At 58.7% G+C, this 18,189-nt stretch carries 17 protein-coding genes and 1 pseudogene; 4 read left to right on the forward strand and 14 right to left on the reverse strand.

Annotated elements, in window-relative coordinates:
• Window positions 1-6: 6 nt before the first annotated feature.
• Entirely contained in the window at window positions 7-3,195 is a 3,189-nt protein-coding gene (locus ACFOSS_RS03215; protein WP_377150582.1) for a transglycosylase domain-containing protein, read from the reverse strand.
• A 526-nt stretch (window positions 3,196-3,721) separates the two neighbouring features.
• Between ACFOSS_RS03215 and ACFOSS_RS03220 the strand changes: the two genes are divergently transcribed.
• Window positions 3,722-5,062, forward strand: coding sequence for an APC family permease (locus tag ACFOSS_RS03220; protein ID WP_377150583.1), 1,341 nt, complete (start codon window positions 3,722-3,724; stop codon window positions 5,060-5,062).
• A gap of 37 nt (window positions 5,063-5,099) precedes the next feature.
• Here ACFOSS_RS03220 and ACFOSS_RS03225 read toward each other — a convergent pair whose 3' ends face one another.
• A complete protein-coding gene (locus ACFOSS_RS03225; RefSeq protein WP_377150584.1) occupies window positions 5,100-6,041 on the reverse strand; it encodes a LysR family transcriptional regulator in 942 nt (313 codons plus the stop codon).
• Window positions 6,042-6,129: 88 nt separating this feature from the next.
• Here ACFOSS_RS03225 and ACFOSS_RS03230 point away from each other — a divergent pair, with 88 nt between their 5' ends.
• From ACFOSS_RS03230 to ACFOSS_RS03240, 3 genes and pseudogenes are all read left to right on the forward strand, one after another.
• Window positions 6,130-6,903, forward strand: coding sequence for a dioxygenase family protein (locus tag ACFOSS_RS03230; RefSeq protein ID WP_377150585.1), 774 nt, complete (start codon window positions 6,130-6,132; stop codon window positions 6,901-6,903).
• Window positions 6,904-6,946: 43 nt separating this feature from the next.
• Window positions 6,947-7,354 (forward strand): DoxX family protein, encoded by a 408-nt coding sequence (locus tag ACFOSS_RS03235; RefSeq protein ID WP_377150587.1) that lies wholly within the window; start codon window positions 6,947-6,949, stop codon window positions 7,352-7,354.
• Window positions 7,355-7,674: 320 nt separating this feature from the next.
• Window positions 7,675-8,853, forward strand: a pseudogene (locus ACFOSS_RS03240) (methyl-accepting chemotaxis protein); the annotation flags it as partial.
• Window positions 8,854-8,957: 104 nt separating this feature from the next.
• On the opposite strand, the gene ACFOSS_RS03245 reads toward ACFOSS_RS03240, so the two are convergent.
• The 12 genes from ACFOSS_RS03245 to ACFOSS_RS03300 form a co-directional block, all read right to left on the reverse strand.
• Window positions 8,958-10,490, reverse strand: a complete 1,533-nt coding sequence (locus ACFOSS_RS03245) for a histidine kinase N-terminal 7TM domain-containing diguanylate cyclase (protein ID WP_377150589.1) — start codon at window positions 10,488-10,490, stop codon at window positions 8,958-8,960.
• A gap of 319 nt (window positions 10,491-10,809) precedes the next feature.
• The gene (locus ACFOSS_RS03250; protein WP_377150590.1) at window positions 10,810-11,514 is read right to left on the reverse strand and encodes a hypothetical protein; all 705 of its coding nucleotides are present in this window, start codon (window positions 11,512-11,514) and stop codon (window positions 10,810-10,812) included.
• Window positions 11,515-11,540: 26 nt separating this feature from the next.
• Entirely contained in the window at window positions 11,541-11,933 is a 393-nt protein-coding gene (locus ACFOSS_RS03255; RefSeq protein WP_377150591.1) for a DUF6232 family protein, read from the reverse strand.
• Window positions 11,934-11,966: 33 nt separating this feature from the next.
• Window positions 11,967-12,869 (reverse strand): pseudouridine synthase, encoded by a 903-nt coding sequence (locus ACFOSS_RS03260; RefSeq protein WP_377150592.1) that lies wholly within the window; start codon window positions 12,867-12,869, stop codon window positions 11,967-11,969.
• A gap of 300 nt (window positions 12,870-13,169) precedes the next feature.
• A complete protein-coding gene (locus ACFOSS_RS03265) occupies window positions 13,170-13,574 on the reverse strand; it encodes a GNAT family N-acetyltransferase (protein ID WP_377150593.1) in 405 nt (134 codons plus the stop codon).
• 4 nt (window positions 13,575-13,578) lie between these two features.
• The gene (locus ACFOSS_RS03270; RefSeq protein WP_377150594.1) at window positions 13,579-14,100 is read right to left on the reverse strand and encodes a GNAT family N-acetyltransferase; all 522 of its coding nucleotides are present in this window, start codon (window positions 14,098-14,100) and stop codon (window positions 13,579-13,581) included.
• 25 nt (window positions 14,101-14,125) lie between these two features.
• Window positions 14,126-14,494, reverse strand: coding sequence for a DUF4124 domain-containing protein (locus tag ACFOSS_RS03275; protein ID WP_377150595.1), 369 nt, complete (start codon window positions 14,492-14,494; stop codon window positions 14,126-14,128).
• 97 nt (window positions 14,495-14,591) lie between these two features.
• Complete coding sequence (locus ACFOSS_RS03280; protein WP_377150596.1) at window positions 14,592-15,233, reverse strand: ankyrin repeat domain-containing protein; 642 nt, start codon at window positions 15,231-15,233, stop codon at window positions 14,592-14,594.
• Window positions 15,234-15,471: 238 nt separating this feature from the next.
• Window positions 15,472-15,948, reverse strand: a complete 477-nt coding sequence (locus tag ACFOSS_RS03285) for a 2TM domain-containing protein (RefSeq protein WP_377150651.1) — start codon at window positions 15,946-15,948, stop codon at window positions 15,472-15,474.
• 171 nt (window positions 15,949-16,119) lie between these two features.
• Window positions 16,120-16,761: a hypothetical protein gene (locus ACFOSS_RS03290; RefSeq protein ID WP_377150597.1), complete on the reverse strand. Its 642-nt coding sequence runs from the start codon at window positions 16,759-16,761 to the stop codon at window positions 16,120-16,122.
• 65 nt (window positions 16,762-16,826) lie between these two features.
• On the reverse strand, window positions 16,827-17,378 hold the full coding sequence (locus ACFOSS_RS03295) for a phosphatase PAP2 family protein (RefSeq protein WP_377150598.1): 552 nt from the start codon (window positions 17,376-17,378) through the stop codon (window positions 16,827-16,829).
• A 245-nt stretch (window positions 17,379-17,623) separates the two neighbouring features.
• Window positions 17,624-18,142 (reverse strand): metal-dependent hydrolase, encoded by a 519-nt coding sequence (locus tag ACFOSS_RS03300; RefSeq protein WP_377150599.1) that lies wholly within the window; start codon window positions 18,140-18,142, stop codon window positions 17,624-17,626.
• Between the last annotated feature and the right edge of the window lie 47 nt (window positions 18,143-18,189).

Below are 18,189 nucleotides of genomic sequence, written 5' to 3' on the forward strand. Positions count from 1 at the left end.
CGACAATCAATGCGCCGGTTGGGGAGGCAGGGGTAGGCGCGTCAGGTCGCGGGGCAATTGTGCCATCTGCGCCGTACAACCCAGCCCACTGACTGGCGTCGCGGTTGGTGGTTGTAAATAGGGCATCAACAGCGGCGCCATCCCCTTGAGCACCTGGACCGGCAGGGCGGAGGTAAAACGGAAGTTATCCGCGGAGCTGCCTTCGACATAGGCCGTCAGCGTCCCAAAGTGCTGCTCGCCGAGATAGAACACGAAGGTGGCGGTCCGGTTCATGGCCTTGGAGGTGATGATTTGGCCGTAACGGCCTACCTTCTCGATGCGGTTGTCACCGGTGCCGGTTTTTCCGCCCATCTTGAGCGGCGTGCCGTCTGGCAAGGTAAAGGTGCCGGCAATGCGACGAGCCGTGCCAGCCTCCACCACCTGTGACAGCGCGGCGCGCAGGGCCTGGGCGACTTCAAGGGGCAATACCCGCTGTGCCTGGTTTTGTGCCGGCACCAGCAGCGACTCGTAAGGCGTGTCCGCCGCAAAGTGCAACCAGCTCAAGCGTCTGACCGGTTGGCGGATCCCATCGTTGAGGATGATGCCCATCAACTCGGCCAGCGCCGCCGGTCGGTCTCCCGAGCTGCCGATGGCGGTGGCGAGCGACGGTACCAGATGATCGAATGGATAGCCCAGCTGTTGCCAGCGCAGGTGGATATCACTGAATGCCTCTATCTCCAGCATGGTGCGGATACGGCTATCACGCGCGCTACGGTGCCGTGACTTGAACAACCAGCCATACACCTCCTGGCGCTCGACACTACTGTCGTGGACGATATCGGCAAAACTGGCATCTGGATGGTGGTTCAGATAATCCAATAGCCACAACTCCAGGGGATGAACCCGCGCCACATAGCCCTGATCAGGCAACGAGAATTTGCCCGGGCCGTAGGTTTGGTACAGGTAGTCCAGCCGCGTGGTGGTCAGCGGCACCTGCGGTTGATAGGTGCGAATGAAGGTCGCCAACTGTTCGGGGCTACCCTGCGGCGACAAGAAGCGGTAGATCGCAGCCAGCCGGCTCTGATTTAATTTCAGTCCATCCAGCAGGGTGCTGAGGCGCTCCTCGGCGCTCTTGCCTTGGTACTTGCGCCAGAACCGGCTCAAGTAGGTCTTGCCTTCGCGATCGGCAAAGCGCGCCAGATACTCTTGCCGGCGCGGGTCCTTGTCATCTTGCAGCAGTAGACGACGATGTGGATCCTGATACAGGGTGTAGCGCACCTCGTCGCGCAATAACCGTATGAATGGCAGGTTGATCGACTCCTGCAAGGCCTGACGCAAGGTCGGGATCCGGTTGTTATCTTCCTTGCGAAAATTGGCGAAGGTATGCAGGCCGCCGCCAGTGAAGAAGCCCTCATACGGACTGGCGGAGTAGCGCCGGTCCAGTGCGGCATCCAGCATCAACGTCAGGCTGCGGTCCGCCGCGCGGGTGAGGTAGTCAATGGCCCAGCGACTCAGGTTGTCCTGCGGATCCACCTCCTGTTGGCGCAATTCCTCACGACTGAGCAAGGCATATTTGCCATGCAGTTCGTGCACCATCTGCAGGTAGGTGGTCAGCACGCGCAGCTTGGCGGTCGAACCCAGCTCCAGCTTGCTGGAGTCGTTGATATCGAAGGGCTGATCGGTGTTATCGGTTTGCACACGGACCACGAAGCCCTGAGCTGTGCGTTCAAACAAGGTGAAGCTGTAGCGCACCTCGGCTGTTTTTTCGGCCGACAGCAGACGCTCGCCGTACAGACCTATCTGGCCGGCAAAGTCCGGATCTGCCAGGTGGCGCAGGTAATCGCTGACCTGCTGCTGCAGGCGGTTGTCCAACTGGCTCTGCACCGCGAGATCGAGATGATCAAGGTCGTACAGTGACAATCCAAGCATCTGGCCAAGACGACCACGGGTGACGTAGCGCGCCTTGTTGCCATCAATGCGGGTGTAGGCCGGTTCGGTCTTGAAGTTGCGGAACGTCAGTTTGGCATGCAGGGCGGCATCACGAAGCGGCATGGAGATGAACTGCTCCTGCGACAGCAGGCGCAGGTAGCTGTCTGTGAGGCTGGCCAGCTCATCACGGCCAGAGAGCAGATAAAAAGTCGGGCGGCGATGGGCGATCAGCAGGGAGACGACTTGTCGCAGTGCCAGCCCCTGGCGGTCTCGGATTTCGGCGTTGTCCTGCGGATCCGGCAATGCCAGCAGGGCTAGCGTGTCGGCCACATCGGCCGCGAACCAGACATGCAGGCCATCACCCAGTCCATGGACCTCGCCATAGCCGGGGGCCGCCGCAAGCGGCACCGAATTCAGGTAATCCAGCGCCAACTTATGTCGGGCTCCCAGTGTCAATTGGCCTTGCTGGTAGGCGCGGATGCTGGCACTGGCCATCTGGCGCAGTTTTTCTTCCCCCGAGCTGGTGCGACCTTCCGGCGAGTGGCGGAATTTTTCCATCTGCGTGGCCAATGTACTGCCGCCAGAGCCGTGATCCTGGACGCCAAATTTCTTGCTGGCCTGCGACAGTGCCGCGTTGAAGAAGCGTGGCCAGTCCACGGCCGGATTGACCAACGGGAAGCGATTATCCAGCAAGTCACGGTTCTCGATGTACAGCAGGGCGTTGAGTGCCAGGGCAGGGATGGCACTTTCTTCAAAAATTTGATGCTGCGGATAACGGCTGACATGAATGGGCTCGCGCCGGCAATCATAGAGCGTCAGACCGGCCTGGCTCTTTTCGGGGTAGGGCGGGAACAGCCCATATTGGGTGTATTGATACAGTGCCGGCGAGAAGTGGCTCTGAGCGGCAATGTCGAATCCACGTTGCTGCAGGCGTTGTATATAACCAGGCAGACCGGCATAACCCATGCGCGCATCGTAAGGGCCGGCGGCAGGAAAGTGGATGCGCGTACTGGGCCCGGACTCCAGCTGCCAGGTCAATCCCCGGGCATACGGAGTGAGCAAATGGGCCTGCAACCAGGAGGTCCGCATCTCGAACACCAGTGCGGCCGTGGCAACGATCAGCAGGGTCAATAACAGGGTACGCACTAGGCGGCGAAACCAGCTGACCCTGGTACGAACCGGCGCTGGCTGCCTCTTGGCCGATGGTGGTGACGTACTCTCCGCGGCGGATGCCGCTGGGGCGCTGGCCGTTGCGCCAGCTGAGGCGTGTGGATCGACTGCATCCATGGGGTAAGGCTCCTGACGATAAACCGCCATCATAAGGAATGCACACCGGGCGGTTAGTATCAGTGTAATCATTCGGCACCGGCCTGTTCATTGCTTTGTCCTTTGTGTTGTCAGTTCAGTGAGCCAGGGCTAATTTCGGCGATTAACTGCTTGAGAAACAACCAGTAATGATGCGGATCACCCGGCGTGACCAGCGGCGAGCGGACGAAGGCGAGAGCGCTTTTTCGCTAGGAAAGTCCGATTGAAATCTTGAGTCTTTATGCACTCTTAGTGCAAAATGCTGCCCCCCTCATTTGAGGGCGCCGAAATATTCGGCAGACACCATTTCTTAACCAGGGGCCGGCCAATTGCCGGAAGAAGATAGCCGTTCGCAGTTGCTGCGATCTGATGAGAGAAGAGGAAACACCATGCGTCTGAGCTTTGCGGAGCCCCCGGGTGGGCCGTCGTCATTGTGGGGAAATCCGGTTCGCCGGCAGCGAAATGCGTGCAGTGTGATACTGTGCCGTCCTGTGGCAGGAGGTGAGCAATGAGCCAGCCAGATTCCCGACCGCAACTGCGCCAGACCTTGAGTCTGTGGCAAGTCGTCATGATGGGGTTGGCGTATTTGACGCCGATGGCCGTTTTCGACACCTTCGGCATTGTCAGCGAGATGACGGCCGGCCACGTACCTACTTCTTACATGATGGCGCTGATTGGCATGCTGTTTACCGCCACCAGCTATGCCACGCTGGTACGCCGTTTTCCGTCGGCAGGCTCCGCCTACACCTATGCGCAAAAGGCCTTCACGCCCAACATCGGCTTTATGGTCGGCTGGTCATCGCTGCTCGACTACCTGTTCATGCCGATGATCAACATGCTGCTGGCCAAAATTTACCTGACGGCGTTGTTTCCGGGCGTGCCGGCAGCCTGGTTTATCTTCGGGCTGGTGACCATCATGACGCTGCTGAATCTGCGCGGTATCAATCTGGTGGCCAATTTCAACAGCCTGATTGTGACCATCCAGATCGCCATCATTGTGGTGTTCATCGGCTTGATGGCCCATGGCTTATGGCAAGGTGAGGGCGCGGCCACCGTGGCCAGCCTGCGACCGTTCTTCAGCTCGGAAGCCAGCCCCATGTTGCTGATTGGCGGTGCAACCGTGCTCTGTTTTTCGTTTCTCGGCTTTGACGGAATCAGCAATCTGGCGGAAGAGACACCGGATGCAGCACGCGTGGTGCCCAAGGCTATCGTGCTGACGGCGCTGATTGGCGGTCTGATTTTCGTCAGTGTCGCCTATTTCCTGCAGCTATTTTTCCCGGACATTGCCCGCTTTGAACACCCGGATGCCGTGTTGCCGGAGATCGCACTCTACGTCGGGGGTACCCTGTTCCAGTCCGTCGTGCTGGTGTTTACCACGGTGGCGGTGCTGGCCTCGGGGCTGGCATCCCATGCCGGGGTTTCCCGACTTTTGTATGTGATGGGGCGCGATACCGTGCTGCCGGAGCGCCTCTTCGGCTATGTGCATCCACGCTGGCGCACCCCCGCGGTCAACGTCATGCTGGTGGGGGCCGTGGCACTGTCGGCCGTCTCTTTTGATCTGGAGATGGCGCTGGCCTTGATCAATTTTGGTGCCCTGGTGGCTTTCAGCTTCGTCAACCTGTCGGTGATCGCGCAATTCTATGTGCGCGAAGGGCGACGCCATGGCTGGCGGGATCACCTGCGCTATCTGATCTTGCCATTATGCGGCGCGGCAACCATCACGGTGTTGTGGCTGAACCTGGAGTTATCTTCCCTGTATCTGGGGTTGACCTGGGCCGCCCTGGGGCTGTTGTGGCTGGCGGTCAAGACGTCCCGCTTCCGCAAGCCATTGCGTAGATTGGGAGCCTGATGTCCTGTTGAGTGAAGGCGCCTGATGGCGCCTTCTTTCATTGTGGCTGCGGTGCTGACCCCTGCAGCGCAGCGAGCAGGTAAGCCTTGAATGCCTGCACGCGAGCCGGTGCCTGACGACTGTTCTGCGTAATCATGAACAATTCCCCCGCCGGTGCTTGCCAGTCGGTCAGGACGGCTTGTAGACGGCCCTGTTGCAGCCCTTCTGCTGCAACCAATCCCGGGAAGAAGCCGATCCCGCCGCCATGCAGCGTCAACCGCAGCACGCTGGCATAATCCAGCGTCTGCAGTCGTGGCCATAGCGTCAGATGCTCCTGCACATGCCCCCGCTGCAGCGTGACACTGAAGGCATGATGCCCGGCTCCTGGCAGTATCAGGGCATGCCGCGGCAGATCTTCCGGACATAATGGCTGGCCGGCCTGTGCCAGATAGCCGGGGGCTGCATACCAGCCCATCTGCAGCCGGGTCAGTGAGCGGGCGTGATAGCCCATGTCTGGCAAGCCGCCATCGGTGGCACGTAGTGCAATGTCGATCTGATGGCTGGCCAAATCCAGTCGTTGGTCGCTGATCAGTAATTCAATCCGGATCAGTGGATGTTGCCGTGCAAACTCGACCAGCAGTGGTGGCAGCCATTCCTGGCCCAGATCCAGCGGTGCTGTGATGCGCAAGGTGCCCTTGGCTTCCTGCCGGGTGGAACGCGCCAACTCCGCCGCCTCATCGAGCAGTAGTAGACCATCCCGCGCCTTGGCATAGAAGAGTTCACCCTCTGTAGTCACGGTCACCGAACGTGGGTGCCGCGCCAGCAATTGCAGTCCCAGACCGGATTCCAGGCGACTGATACGCCGGCTGATGCCCCCTTTGGTCTCTCCCAAAATCCTGGCCGCAGCGGATAACGTACCCAGCTCTACGACATGACAAAATGCCCGCACATCCAGCAGGGAACCGGACATGGTTTCCATTTCGTCAACATTAAGTGCCATAAGTGCCATCTTCCTTGAATAAGTGGAAACCTTATTATGACGACATCGGGCCCTGAGCCCAAGTCGAATGTCAGGTAAGGAGAACGCTATGGCGCGCATGCCAGTGTTATTTGTCGGTCATGGCAGTCCGCTCACGCTGGAGCAACCACACCGGTTTGCCGAGTGGCGACGCTGGGGTGAACAACTGCCGACACCCAAGGCATTGCTGGTGATTTCAGCGCACTGGGAGACCCAGCCACTGATGATAGGAGCGGTCCAGACGCTGCCGCTGATCTATGACTTCTACGGTTTTCCACCCGCCTACTATCAGTTGCAGTATGCGGCACCTGGAGCTCCCGCACTCGCGGCTCGAGTTCGTGAACTGGTGGCGCAACAGCAGATCCCGGTGGCGGACCGGCCGGATCGGGGCTGGGACCACGGAGTCTGGATCCCCTTGCTCGGCCTCTATCCGCAAGCCGATATCCCGTTGCTGCAACTCTCGATGCCTGGTCACGATGCCGATGCCCTGATGGCCTTGGGGCGTGCATTGGCGCCGTTACGCGAAGAAGGGGTGTTGATCATTGCCAGCGGTCTGGTGACCCATAACCTGCGCCAGTGGACAGAGGATGGGGTGGTAGCCCCATGGGCCAGTGCGTTTGATAGCTGGTTGGCGGCGGCGCTGGAGCGTGACGACCGCACAGCATTGCGCCAGTGGGCAACGGCGCCGGGGGCACGTGATTCAGTACCGACGCCGGATCATCTGGTGCCTTTGTTTGTGGCACTCGGGGCCGCAACCCCGCAGGAGCCTGTTTCGTTTCCGGTCACCGGTTTTGAATTTGGTTCGTTTTCACACCGTTCGGTGCAATGGGGCACTGGCGAATAATCTGGCCGACAGGCTTTTATAGACATGACAATGGAGAGAAAAAATGGAACTGCGTAATGCTGCTTATGCCGCCCTGTTACTGCGTGTGAGTCTGGGGGTGATGTTCGTCGCCCACGGTTTACTCAAGGTGTTGGTTTTCACCCCGGCCGGGACGGTCGGCTATTTTGCCTCCCTCGGCATTCCGGCGGCGTTTGCCTGGCTGACGATGGCCGCGGAGTTGGGTGGTGGCCTGTTGCTGATTGCCGGTGTGCAGGTCCGCTGGGTGGCGCTGCTGCAGTTACCGGTCATCCTCGGTGCCGCTGTGGTTCACGCCGGCAATGGCTGGGTGTTTTCCAGCCCGAATGGCGGATGGGAATTCCCGGTCTTCTGGGCAGTGAGTCAGGTGGTATTGGCCCTGCTGGGCGATGGCCCCTATGCGTTGTGGCCCAGCATCCGCTTGGGGCGTCGCTGATTCACGCTTAATCCTGCCGCATCACAGTGAGCCCCGCGGGGCTCACTGATCTTTATTTAGAGGTCTCTCGTACAGGAACTTCCTGTTCCAAATCGTTTTTTACTCTGCCCGTACTGGCTTAACACTCGGCTATGGCTCACGCTTAAACCCAAAGGTGCCGTAGTGGACGCCATTGTTTTGCGCCGGATAGCGTCCCGATGCACAAGCAGGATTGGTTTTTATCTCATCTCTGGGAGAGCAGAATGTTTCAGTGGCGTAAGCGGCAGCAAGAGCACTTCGCCTGTGCACAGCTTAATGCGGTGTTGACCGCGCGATTCGAGGCGATTCGTGAGGCGATGGCGATGATCGTCTTCACGCCCAGTGGTGAAATTCTTGATGCCAATGGCAAATTCTTGGCGCTGATGGGCTATCGCAGCGACGAGTTGCAGGGGGCCCACCATCGTCTGTTCTGCCCGCGTGATTATGCTCAAAGCCGCGAATATCAACAGTTCTGGCAACGTCTGGCGCGCGGCGAGAGCTTTACCGACAAGTTCAAACGGCAGACAAAATCAGGAAAGATGCTCTGGCTGGAGGCCAGCTATATTCCAGTTCGCGACGAAAACGGGCGTGTCGACCACGTTATCAAACTGGCTTCCGACATCACAGCAGGGATCGAGCAGGCGCAACAGCAGGGTGCCCTGGTGACGGCGATTAACCGTTCGATGGCGGTGATTGCGTTTAATCCGCAAGGCCAGGTGTTAACGGCCAACGATAATTTTGAACAGGTGATGGGATATCGGCTTGCCGAGATCCGCGGTCAACATCATCGCCTGTTCTGCGCTGCCGAACTGGCGGACAGTCGGGCATATACCGAGTTTTGGGCGCAGCTGAATCGGGGAGAGTTCATCAGCGGGTTGTTTGAACGTCGTAACCGCCATGGCGAGGTGATCTGGCTGCGGGCGACCTACAATCCGGTATTCGATGACAGCGGCCACTTGTATCAAATTGTCAAATTCGCCACCGATGTCACCGCGCAGATCCGCAAGAATCAACTGGAAAGCGAGGCCGCCAGGCAAGCCTATGCTTCGGCACTCGAGACCAGCGACAGTACAGTGCATGGCAGAAAAGTGGTCGAAGCCAGTGTACAAACCATGCTGTCGATAGCGTCACAGCTGGAGCAGGCAACCACTGATATTGCCGCGCTGAACCAGCAGTCGGATCGCATCAGCAGCATTGTCGGCACGATTCGCGGCATTGCCGAACAGACCAACTTGCTGGCGCTCAACGCCGCCATTGAAGCGGCCAGAGCCGGTGAGCTGGGACGAGGGTTTGCCGTGGTTGCTGATGAGGTGCGTAATCTGGCCTCTCGCACCAGCAAGGCGACTGAGGAGATCGTTGATGTGGTGAAACTCAATCACCAGCTCACCCAGTCGGTGGTCGCCGGCATGGATGCCAACCGCCAGCAAGCAGAGCAGGGCGTGGAACAGGTACAACAGGCGGGCCGCGTCATCAGCGAGATCCAGTTACAGGCCCAATCTGTGGTTGACGCCGTCAGCCACGTGACGCAAGCGCTACAGGAGTCGTGAACCCGGCTCGCCGGGTCGCACCCCGGTGTGGCGCGGGATTAGCCCGCGCCACAGGGGGTCATCACCTGGCTGCAGGTCAGGGCACGGGCCCGGCCCTGTGATTTGGCTTGATACAGTGCCGTATCGGCACGCTGGATCAGCTGCTCCGTCGTTTCCTGACCTGTGCTTTGCGTGATCCCCAGACTCAAACTGAAGCCGAGACGGGCCTGGCACTGTTCATTGAGCATATTGGCCAGTTGGGTTGCTTCTGCTGCAGTACAGCGGGGTAGCACGATCAGAAACTCATCGCCACCATAGCGGGCGGCCAATGCGGTCGTCGGCAAGGTGTGCTGCACCAGGCGCCCTATGTTGATCAAGGCCTGATCGCCGGCCAGGTGGCCTTGCGCATCATTGATGGCCTTGAAATGGTCGACATCAAACAGTATCAGGCTCAAGGGGGTCTGCTCGCTGGCCTCAGCCAGCAAGGCGGGCAGGCGGCCCATTAACAGCCGGCGATTGAAGAGGTTGGTCAAGGTATCGCGCTCAGCATGGGTGCGCAGTGTTTCGATCAACTGCACGCGCTCCGTCACCTCCTGGAATACCAGAATGAAGCCTTGAATGCGCTGTTGCTGTTGCCGCAACGGATAGATAGCCAGCTCCCAGGCCTGCTGATTATGGGTAAATTCCAGCAGTTCCATCTCATTTTGGCTATGGCGCAGATGATGCAGTCCATTTGGCAAGGCGGCGAGCTGACTGACATCCTTGCCCAGCAGGCGTTGAGCCGTACACCCAAAATAGTCGCTGGCCTTGCGGTTGAAATCGACAATCTGCAACTGCTCGTTGAGCACCAGCAGCGGCTTGTTCAATGCTTCGAAAATATGGTCGCGCGCGATCGGCGAGAGATTGGCAAACCGGTATTTGAACAGACCAATCCAGTAGCAGAAGCTGGTGATCAGGAAGCACAGGGGCGCAAAGTCCAGCTGCAGGCTGGAGTAGTTGGCAATATTGACGAGATACCCCAGCCAGGGGGCCGTGGTGCCGACGGCAATGAACGCAATGGGTTTACGGTAGGCAGGAATGGTACGGTAAAACTGCAGCAGCAAAGAGAGGGTAAGCACCCAGCTGAGGTTCAGATAGACCAGATGCAGATAGTAACCGGGGCCGATGCTGAACTGGCTAAGTGTCAGCTGGTGCACCTTGTGAATGCTCTCTAAGCGGTAAACCAGGTGATGACTGGCGTTGCCCATCACCAGCACCAGAATCAACGAGGAGACGGTGAGCAGCAACGCCGGGATCACCAGTGGCGGCTGAGATTGCAGGCGATAGCACAGTGTCATCAGGATGACAAAGCAGGGAATATAGGCGGCGCCCATAAACTGCAGCCGGATCCAGTTGTCGGCCTGCTGCAGCGTGGTGCTGCTCAATTCACCGGCATATCCGGCGCAATAAATGGAAATGGCCAGCATCAGCCAGCCACACCAGATCGCCACCGGATAGTTGTGCTGTCGAAATGCATAGATGCTGGAGGCCAGACTGACAACCGTTGCGATTAGCAACAGCGTTGTGGCCGCTGGCAATAAATCAATGTCCATGAATGTGCTCTCCCGCGGACCGGCAGGTTATTGGTTTTATAATGTTTGGGTGTTCGTTGTGCCGTGCGCTACATATGCTGCAGCGCACTCGATGGATGCTAGCGCCAAATGAAGCGTCTGCCTATCCCAATCAGTGTGAACTATGACAAAGCGCCGAAATCGCTTTCATCTGGCGATGAAAACCGCACTTCGGCGTCTGGTTACCGGATTTTATCGCATCGGGTGTGACGGCACTATGTCACGGCACTAGTCACGACACTATGTCGTCACAACCCTATGTCACGAGACTAGTCACGACACTAGTCGTCACAACCCTATGTCACGACCCTTCAGGGCGGGAGGCTAAAAAGTGACGCATCGCCAGTCGCGACAGCTGGATCATGGTGGCCAGCTGTTTTTCATTATCGATTTTACCGTCGGTCAGCAGGGTATCTGCGGCCACATGGGCACGGATCAGCATGCCCCAGACGGTATGGTTAATAAGCGGCAACATTGGATCTGAACTTTGTGCCTGTTGAGCGGCAGGCCAATCTGCTGCGGCAAGATGATACTCGATGGTGATGGTGCCATCCCGGTTGTCACGCACTGAGTACAGGGTGTAGAGATGCAATTGTGCTTGCGCCTCATCCACCAGTTGCACTTTGCCGGTAGCAACCAACTGCTGGTCAATCGCCGCCTGATAGCGCAGTCGCAGTGGTTTGGGCATGACCGGAATGTTACTCATGATGGCATTCGGTTCGTAGAGCGTCAGTGCGCGGCCATCCATTGCCGAGGTGAGAGGATAAATCACTACATTGACCTGTTTGCCACTCTCCTTGTCCGATTCGAGGCGTTGTTCATCCTGCTCGGTGGTGAAGCGGTAATCCTGGCTGAGCAGGCTGGTGGGCAAGCCATCCGCAGCCGGTTGTGCGCTGTCGCTAAGCGGCGTGTGGCTGGTCTTGGTCTCGGCAGGCGATGTTGGCGGTGTCTGGGCACAGCCCAGCATCAGCAAAGCGGCAAGCAATAACAGGGGAAATCGGTTCATGTGAGTTCCTTATGCACCGTGAATCGTTAGCGGGCGCTGGCAAGTCGCTGGGCGGCCTGGGTAAACAGGCTCATCTCTTGCTGACGCCAGCCACGGGCCAGCGTGACCCATTGTGGTCCGGTTTCACTGTTACCGTTAAACTCGGCCCGCAGCTCGTATGGCCGACAGCCAAAGGCACCGATCACGGCTCCCAGCAGCATCAGTACCAGACCGAGCAGCAAGCCCATCATGCCACCGTTCACCGCCGGCAATGCCCAACCAACAGCCGAAAAGGCCAAAGAAAACAGAATGATGCGCACCAGGTGCTGGTACCAGCGCACATGCCGTGCCTCAACGGTCCGGATTTTCCGCCGTTGATACCGATCCTTGCGGATCTGCAGTTCATTCTCGGTGATCACAATATCCTGCTCTTGGTACATGGCTTCTCCTTTGCGCCATCATGACAAAACGGGTTACCAGGCCAGAGATTGCTGGCTGGAAAAATGGTGTTGCTGGCCGGTCACTGGGTCGGTGAAACGCAACTCGCGGGCCAGCAGTTGCAGCGGCCTGTGGTAATCCTCTGCCAGTGCATCATCCACCTGCGGGTAAAATGCGTCGTTCTCCAGCGGGGCGCCGAGTGCGGCCATGTGCACGCGCAGTTGATGCTTTTTGCCCGTGACGGGCTGCAACCGATAGAGCCAGCGCTCAGCCGAGCGAGCAATGACCTCAATGCGCGTCTCGGCATTCGCCACCCCAGGCACCTCGCAGGAGCGGAAAAAACGGCGGTCACGTTCAATGCGCGAACGGCGGGTGTAGGGAAAGTCGAGGGTGGGCAACGGCGGGGCGATCGCTTCGTAAAGCTTGCTGATGGCCCGCTCGGCAAACAGGGCCTGATAGCGGGCACGACTCGCTTTGTTGACCGCGAACAACACCAGTCCTGCGGTATGTCGATCCAGCCGGTGCAGGGGTTGCAAATCCGGGTTCGATAACTGTTGCACCAATCGGTGCTGCAAGGTCTGGGTGACGAACTGCCCTCCGGGAATGACGGGCAGAAACGGGGGTTTATCAACCACCAGCAGCGCATCATCCTGATACAGGATCTGCTCTTTGAATGGGACCAGCCGCTCGTTGCTCACTGTGCGAAAATAATACAACCGACTGCCAGGACGAAAGGGCGTGGTCAGCTGTATAGGCTGCCGGGCTTCATCCAGCACCTGTCCCTGCAGGATGCGTTGTTGCCAGGTCGCGGCCGGGATAGCCGGAAAGCGGGCACACAGCGCCTCGAATTGTGTCTGCCAGTTGCCGGCTCCGAAAACCACAGTACTGGCGCGCAGCGCGGTTCCGGCTGCCGTGGTGGAGGAGGACGGTGATGGCATCAAAAGGGACTCGTATAGGTGATGTTGGCGCACTCTACACAGCTTTTTCCGAAGAGAGAAGCCGGAAACCGCACAATTCGCGCCGGCCAGCCCGACGGAGATCTCATCTTTGCGGTTTATCATCAACCTGAAGTCGAGCGCATATTGTGTTGCCCCGGCGTGTTGCCAAGCGGCGTCTCGTTGCTGGGCTGTGACAGGGGGGCGACTCCGCTGCCTGGCAGACGATGTTGGCAATCACCTGTTTCATGGCGATCTGTTTCCGACGTTTTATGCGGCACCTGCGCAGAATAACCGGCGCCCTCACGTGGTCAGTGTGGTCACAAACAACGGTGTCTTGCCCGTGCCAACCACAAATCCGCAATGCTGGTAGAAGCCTATCTCGGCATCGTAGGCGATCAACACTTTGCGTGCACATGCTTGATAGCGTTCCAGCATCTGCGCCACCAGTTTGCGACCAATACCCTGGTGCTGATAGTCCGGATGCACCAGCAGATAGTGAAAATAGGCGGTCATGGCACCGTCCGATAGCGCGTTCATCAACCCGACCAGTCGTTGGCCATGCCAGGCGGACACCACGCTGTGCGAATTTTGCATTGCCACCTGCAATGACTGGGGATATTGCCCGGATGACCAGCCAACCGAGAGAAACAGGGCTTGCAGATCGGCGGCCTGAAAGTGCTGGTCGGTGGCAAAACGGATCGTCATCATCTTACTCCTGGTGTTCAGCGGCATCGCCTGCCGGTTGCAGCCACTTCTGCATGCTGAAATTGGCCAGCGTGATGCCGCGAACACAGAGTTGCTGCTCGCATACGACCTCAAAGCCGACGTGTTCGAAAAACGGGCGCGCAGTCAGACTGACCTGGGAAAAGAGCCTTGTCATGCTCCGTGACTGTGCCAGGGCGTGAATATGCTGCATCAGGGCGCGGCCGACACCGCAGCCTTGTCGTGTGGCGGCACAGAAAAAGTGGTCGATATAGCCATCGGCCTGCAGATCGGCAAAACCGGCCAGCTCACCGTCCAGCTCGACGACGAACGGGTCCATGCCGGCGATCCGCTGGCGCCAGAGGGCGGGGTCCAGATCGTCCGGAGCCCACGCCGCACATTGGGCGGCGCTGTAATCTGCCCGGTTGATGCTGTGTATCGTCTGGTATTTGAGCCGCCACAGGGCCTCCTCCTCGCCGACGCGCCAGCGGCGCACGATCAGGTGGGGCACAGGCTGGGATGCGGACATCAAGGCCTCCAGGCAGTCGGGCATATCATAGATAATCGGCCACCGTGGTGGGCAAATCGCAGCGCTGCAATGCCGCGCGCAGATCCGCTGCACTCCAGCCAAAATTAGCCAGATCCTCCGTGACCAGATCCAGGCCATCCTCCATCTCGAAGATCTGCACCCGCATCTCCTCGCACGAGGCATAACCCCCGCGTGGCATGGGGCGTTCAGGCTGGCTGTCGGTTGTCTGGTGACGTTGCGTCTGTTGCGTTGCGCTGCAGGGACGATCCTGGTACGCGGTCACACCACTCTTGTTGACGCAGGTATAGATGTCAGCACTGGCGGCCGGCGCCAGCAGGCCAAGCAGTAAGACATATGCCAGCCGCAGGCGATGGCGCGGCATTGGGTTCATCATGGTCACTCTTCCGTTGCAAAACAGGGCCGCCGTGGTGACGGGCAGAGAACGAGATAAATAAACAGGGGCCGCCGTGGTGCGGATGCCCCCTGATACGTCATTGGGCGGCTTGAATCAGCGCCAGATAGTCCGGGTTGTCACTCTTCTTGGCCACATCCAGCGCAGTTTCACCCATGGCGTTGGTTTGCGCCAGATCCGGCTTCAGCGATAACAGGTATTTCAGCGTCTCCAGATCGCCATATTTGAGCGCCACCATGACAGGGGTGCTGCGCAGGCTGGAGCGGGTATCGGGTTGGCTGACATTCACGCCGTCGGCCACCAGCTTTTTTACCTTGGTCAGGTTTTTTTCGATGATGCTGTTGTTTAACTCGGTCAGCTTGAATGCCTGGGCCACGATTGGCAGGCAATGATCGCGTGTAAAGTGATAGGTGGAATAGACTTTGCCGGTCATCTCATGCTGGCTGATTGCCGTAATCTGCATGTCACCAAAGTTCTCCAGGTGGAGGGTGTTGCCTTCAATCGAATAGCGATCCTGGGACCTGGTGGGCATTTTGGCGATATAAGTTCCATCAGCCAGAAACTCAAACAGGCTGCCCTGAACCGAGATCTCACCATCATACTCTTCGGTATTCATGCACCATTTGCCCAGGATTTGACTGGCCAGGTTATCGGCGGCCAGAAGCGGCGCTGGGCTGGACAGGAGCAGCAGCGCAGACAGTGTCAAGATTGCGCGTTTCATTCTTCTTCCTTGATATCAACGGGTTTAAAAAACGTCTGGAGGCTATGGGCCAGGCGAATGCATGCATCCGATGCGCGGGCTCGATAGAATCCATGTTGGATGCAAGCATGAAATCAGCAGCAGATCCAGCATTGCCGTGAATCGGCTGTTCCGGCTGTGCGCAAGGTCGCGGGCCGCCACCTGGCGATGGCGGCGGCCTGACGTGGGACCAGACTGAGACGGGGTGTTGTGCGTGCGCTTACAGTCGCCGGCCGAGCCGTTTTTCGACCTGGCGCTTTTCCCATTCCGGGCCAAAGAAGCTGAACAGCTCGAACACGTTGACGGCGTGAGAGATGATGCCGATCCCCCAGCCAAGCATCGGCCAGAATGCCCACCAGTAATCGCTGCCAGACAGCAGGTTAATCACAAACAGCAGGCTGATGACGATGACATAGTGGATCAGATGGTTATAAAAGCCCTTGAGATCGCGCACATTGGCCAGAGCGATCTGCTCTTGCTCTTCAAGGGGGGAGATGGGTTGCTGCATGGTTGACTCCTGTCGAGGTTGAAGTTCGCTAACTGGAACCTCGAATACGGCCGCCAACGCCATGAGTGAATCAAGACCTGGATTCTGCCCCCGCTCGATACGCTGTATCGTCCGGATACTCAACCCCGTCAGTGTGGCCAGCTGTTCTTGTGACCATCCACGTTGCAGTCTTAACTTACGCACTATCATGTTGTCGTCCTTGAGTTCGAAGTTCCGGCTCAGCATGCCTCAACCCGCCGCAGGGCGTGACGACAGCAAGGCGACACACACGCGACACACCCCAGCCTAAGCCTGTCGCACCCTGGTGCAAAGCCTATTTTGCTGGCATAGAACAGTATGGCGCGATGCAGGGGGGGCGTGTTAGCGACAACCGTGGTTGTCATCCAGCGTGCAGGCGACGCCGAGCACCCCATAGCCGACCACGCCCACTGGAATGGCCAGCGGGATGATGGCCACCCCCATGGCAATACCGACGCCATTGCCGGCAATACTCAATGGTGTCAGCAGCAGGCTGTAATCACCGTGCGAGTTATTGCGCACCAGAACCTTGTATTCGCGTGACAACGTGCGGGCGCCGCTATTTTCTGCGCTATGGCGTGAGAGATAGCGTTTTCCCTCCAGGCGAATAAACGTCTGAAATGAACCACGCGGGGTCCAAAAAAAATCCAGCCCTTCCACTTTTTGCCTGGCTTCAACGCTGGCTTGCTTTGGGATGGTCATCACAATCAGACCGCTGATCGCATCCTTGTTGGCCTCGACATCTTTGAAGGATACGTCGAGCTGGGCCAGATCGGCACGCTCCATGACCTGCAGTAACTCCGGCGGCATGGCAAATTGATAGTCATACTCGGCCCCGCGAACCCAGAATTGCTGTTTGTCGGCGCTCATGTAGAGGGTGCGGATAGATTCCACATAGTGATCCGGCTCCTCGGGCGTGCTTGCGCAACCACAGATCACGCAGCTCAGGGCAAGCAGTTGGCAGAGATATCGGGCAAACTTCATGGCGAACTCCGGGGGCAGGGAGCGGGTTGCCGCCACCCGCCGGGACGGGCTGCTTCAGCAGGGCATTACCAGTTAAATGACACCAGCAGCCCGGTTTCATGGGGGCCGAGCAATGGGAGCAGCGTCAGATCATCATCCAGACGCGTCGTCAGCAGATAGCCGGACAAGGAGCCAAGCGCTGCGCCGGCCAGCACGTCGTGCCAGTAGTGCTTCTTGGCTTCAACCCGGCCCACTGCCACCAGAGAGGCGACGCCATATGACGGCAGGGCCGCGTCCCAGCCGTAGCGGATGGTCAAATTGGTCGCCGCCGCAAAGGCGACGGTGGCGTGGTTGGAGGGAAAGCTGTCGTCGCCCGAGCCATCGGGGCGCTGCTCATGCACCGCAGCCTTGGTCATTTCGCTGACAATGCCTCCCGCGCCCATGCTGTAGGTCGCTTCCTTGATACCTTGCCAGTCCTGCTCCCAGGCTGGCAGGGCCAGTGCCGTGGCGGCCAGGGAATAGGTTGCGTAATCGGACACCTTGTCCCACTGATCATGGCTGAGGGCTTGCGCCGGTGTGGCAACGAGGCCCGTGCTGGCGATGGCGCAGGCAAGGGCGAGACGAGAAAACGAAGACATGACCATTCCTTTGGCATTGGCGTGCAGCGCTGGTCGCCATCTAGGGCTGGACCCTGCAGAGTGACCTGGTAATTTTGCCAGTCTAGGCGCGGATTCTGCCGGCTCCAAGCACTGAATCCTGTTCCCGTGATCCCGGTCATCGGCTGACGCTTTTCTCGGCATCGGCACAGATGCCGCCACTGGGGGGCAACGGTTTCGGCCCCGCTGGCCAGCCGCCATGGCCGCTGCGGAGGGCTACTGGCGAGTCAGTGATGCCGGCGTCGTTGGTACGCCCTGAGCAACATGATCATCAGTCCCAGGAGCGCACAGACCAGGCAACCGAACGTCAGTTCATCTATCGAGAGCCAGCCGTACGCCGCATTGTGTTCACTAAAGGGTCGCCAGGGCTGCAGATCGGCATGCATGTTGCTGTCGAGAAGCACGTGCGATTGCGTCCCCAACAACACACTGCACAGGCGGCAACAGGGCGAAGGCGGGTTGATGGCCAGCTGGCGCAGCCACCCGCCACCGGAAAGATAAGGCTGCAGCCAGCCAAGCAGATGCCAGCCGAGCCCCAGCAGCCAATAGGTGAGTGCCGCCAGCGGCAATGCCAAAAGATAACTGTGGGTCATGCCATGCACCTGGCCATCGCCCTGCCACAGCCGGATGAGGGGCTCGATATCCATGACAACTTGTGCGCCGGCAAAACAGAGCAGCGAAAAGTGTCGGCCCAGTGCGGATTTGAGCACTAACCCCGGGCCAAGGTGCAGCGGTGTAAACGGCATCGATGATCATTCACCTGTGTGGATTAACGCGATGAAGCCGCGTGCGG

This window comes from Pseudaeromonas sharmana, assembly GCF_042649925.1.
GTDB lineage: Bacteria > Pseudomonadota > Gammaproteobacteria > Enterobacterales > Aeromonadaceae > Pseudaeromonas > Pseudaeromonas sharmana.